Here is a 3,535-nt window from a genome sequence, read left to right on the forward strand (position 1 = left end):
CCCGCGGCGTGGACCGCGCTGGCGACGTAGGCCGCGGCCTGCGCGCCGAACCGGTCGGCGACGTGGTCTTCGTGGCGGCGTTGGGTGCCTGTCATGGCGACCTCCTTCAGGGGGCGGGCGCGAGCGGCGCGAGGCGCGAGAGCCGGAGCGCGACGGCGAGCGCCAGACCGTAGAGGACGCCGACGAACGCGACCACGCCGGTCCAGCCGGAATGGGCGAAGAACCAGCCGCCGGCCGTGCCGAGCACCGACGAGCCGAGATAGTACAGGCACAGGTAGACCGACGAGGCCTGGGCGCGGTCCCGCAGGGCGCGCCGGCCGATCCAGCTGCTCGCCACCGAGTGGGCGCCGAAGAAGCCGATGGTGGTGACGACGATGCCGAGCACCACCAGCCACAGGTTCTCGGACAGGGTCATCAGGATGCCGGCGAGCGCCACCGTGATCGCCAGCCACAGCACCTTGCGTCGCCCGAGCCGGCTCGCGACCTCGCCGGTGAGCGTCGAGCTCAGCGTGCCGAACAGGTAGACGACGAAGATCGCGCCGATCGCGGTCTGGCTCAGGGAGAACGGCGGATCGAGCAGGCGGAAGCCGATGTAGTTGTAGACGCACACGAAGCCGCCCATCAGCAGGAACGCTTCCGAGAACAGCCACGGCAGGCCGGGATCGCGGAAGTGCTGGCCGAAGGTGCCGGGCACCTCGCGCCAGCGCATCCGGTGGGCGACGAAGCGGCGGGACGGCGGCAGCGCCCACCAGAACGCGAAGGCGGCCGCCAGCGCCAGCACGCCGATGGTGCCGACGCCGAGCCGCCACGTGGCGTGGTCGGCGATGATGCCGGCGATGAGCCGGCCGCACATCCCGCCCACCGCGTTGCCGCCGACCAAAAGCCCCATCGACAGGCCGATCGAGCGCGCGTCCATCTCCTCGCCAAGATAGGCCATCGCCACCGCCGGCAGCCCGCTCGCGGCGAGCCCCGTGAGCGCGCGGAGCGCCAGGAACCCGTGCCAGCCCGGCACCATCGCGGCGACGATCGTCAGGATCGCCGAGGCGAAGAGCGAGGCCAGCATCACCGGCTTGCGGCCCAGGACCTCCGAGATCGGGCTGACGACCAGCAGCGCTACCGCGAGTACGCCGCAGGGCAGCGACAGGGCGAGGCTGCTCTCGGCCGGCGAGACGCCGAAGTCGTCGGCGTAGACCGGCAGCAGCGGCTGCACGCAGTAGAGCACGGCGAAGGTGGAGAAGCCGGCTGCCGCCAGCGCGAGCGCCGTGCGGCGGAAGGCCGGCGTGCCCGATCGGATCAGCTCGACGCCGTCGCTCATGCGTTTTCCGGTCCCGGCCTCGTCCTCGCGACACAGGCCTGACGCCTGGACGCGGCGACCGTCAACCGCTGGGGCGCGGAAAACCGACCTTCGTCGTGACAGGCAGAGGACGCGTTCCCCTGAAGCATGCGACGGGACTCGCCATCCGGCAGGACGCCGCGCGGGTTCCCCCTTCGCGTTCGGGCAGGCCGATCACAGATTGTGCCACGCCGTCATTCCGGGGCGCCGGAGGCGAGCCCGGAATCCAGAACCGCCGCCGGTGCCAAGTCCTGCTCGTCCTGCGGTTCTGGAGCCCGGGCTCCGCTGCGCGGCCCCGGGATGACGACGGTGCTGCCCGTAGGGGTCCGAAGAGCACATCACGCTTTACGATCACCTTGCCCGATCGAGAGCGGGACAAGGGGAGGGGCGTGCCTTTCCCGGACGGACTTGACCGCTCGCGCCAGCACCATCCAGCCGGACGCCACCGCATTCACGAATCCCAGCTATGGCGGATCGATGGGCGCGCATCCCCTCGCCCCGCGCGCGGGGAGAGGGCTTTGCCGACCTCGTCGTCGGCGAAGCGAGGCGGCAGCCGAAGGTGAGGGGGCGCGAACGGAAGAGGCTCATTCGTCGATTCCCCCTCACCCTCGCTTCGGCTTCGCCTCCGCTCCCCGGCTGCACGACGGGGCGCAGCCGGGCCTCTCCCCGCCCGCGAGGCGAGGGGGACCCGCGCGTTGGCTGCAGCCGTCGAACATCGTGGGACTACGGTCGCTCATCCGGGCAAGGGCCAGGGTCAGGACCGTCCCCTTTTCGGCTCGACCTGACCCCTCACCCCAACCCTCTCCCGAACGGGAGAGGGGGCTGCGTCGTGCTTCGCGCGATCCGAACGCCGGCAGACGGGGCGAGCCGCTACCGCGGCGGCGGAGCCGCGGCGCCCGCGTTGCCCTGCTGCAGCAGCGGGGTGATGCGGCGGACCGTGACGCGGCGGTTTTCGCGGGAGGCGCTCTGCGTGTTCACCTTCAGGTACTGCTCGCCGTAGCCCTGCGTCGTCAGGTTCTCCGGCGGCACCTGGAAGTTCTGCGTCAGCACCGTGGCGACCGATTGCGCCCGGCGGTCCGACAGCGACAGGTTGTCGACGTCGGCGCCGACCGCGTCGGTGTAGCCCTCGATCAGGAAGACCTCCTGCGGGTTGGCGCGGATCGCCTGGTTGATCGCCGCCGCGATGGTGGAGAGCCGGGCCGCCTGGTCGGGGGTGACCGTGAACGACGCGGTGTCGAAGTTGATCGTGTCGATGTCGACGCTGCGCATGCGGGCGCGCAGCTGCGGGCTGTAGCGGACCTGGTCGAGGGTGTAGCGCCGGTCGATCGCCACCACCGGCGGGGCCGACAGGGCCTCGTAGACGGCGCGCTCGTCGGACGCGCCGTAATCCACCACGTAGCGCTCGCGCGGGATGCGGATGTCGGGCGGCGGCAGGTCGACCACGTCCTCGTAGATCGGGCGCGGGGCGCCGCCGTAGCTGTTGTCGATCAGCACGACCTCCCGGCCGTCGCGGAAGCGGCGGGAGCGGCGCAGCATACGGCCGTCGTCGTCGATCACCGTCACGATCTGCTCGCCGCCGGGGCGATCGAGGTAGGTGTAGGTTTCCGGCCCTCGGCGCTCGCTGCGGTAGCCGCGCCCGCCGATGTCGCGGAAGCGCTCGTTCTCGTCGTGGCGGATGAAGTAGTTGTCGCGGTCGCGCACGATGATGCGGCCGGGCTCGCGGATGTAGGTCCGCCCGTCCTCGTTGAACTCGCGGCGGTCGCGGCGCACGCGGTCGTAGTCGCGCACCTCCTCGTCATCCGTGTTGAAGCCGCCGGAGATGTAGCCGGGGCGCCCGGGCCGGTTGAAGCCGCCGCGGTCGTCGACGCGTCCCGTCGGGACGCCGCGCGGGTCGTAGCCCGGCTGCGTGTCGGAGCCGCGAAGCCCCGGCTGGCCGGGGCTCGGCTGGCCGGGAAGGCCCTGCCCGAGATTCACTTGCCCCGGATTGCCTTGTCCCGGATTGCCTTGGCCGGGGGCGAACTGGCCCGCGCCCGGCGGTTGCACCGGCCGACCGGGCACGCCCGGGCGGCGTGTGTGTGTTATTCACATCTGCGAGCCCACGAGGCCGGAGCCGATGTCGTTTGGCGTGGTGTGGGTGAAAAAAAAAAGGGGGGGGGGGGGGGGGGGGGGGGGGGGGGGGGGGGGGGGGGGGGGGGGGGGGGG

The 3,535-nt window shown here is 71.9% G+C and carries 1 protein-coding gene and 1 pseudogene; both read right to left on the reverse strand.

Translation table 11 applies throughout. The features are described from left to right. Positions 1-106: 106 nt before the first annotated feature. Complete coding sequence (locus FV222_RS20330; protein WP_147762760.1) at positions 107-1,315, reverse strand: MFS transporter; 1,209 nt, start codon at positions 1,313-1,315, stop codon at positions 107-109. Between the two features lie 888 nt (positions 1,316-2,203). Continuing rightward, a pseudogene (locus tag FV222_RS20335) lies at positions 2,204-3,181 on the reverse strand (OmpA family protein); the annotation flags it as partial. Between the last annotated feature and the right edge of the window lie 354 nt (positions 3,182-3,535).

The organism is Methylobacterium sp. WL103 (assembly GCF_008039885.1).
Taxonomy (GTDB): Bacteria; Pseudomonadota; Alphaproteobacteria; order Rhizobiales; family Beijerinckiaceae; genus Methylobacterium; species Methylobacterium cerastii.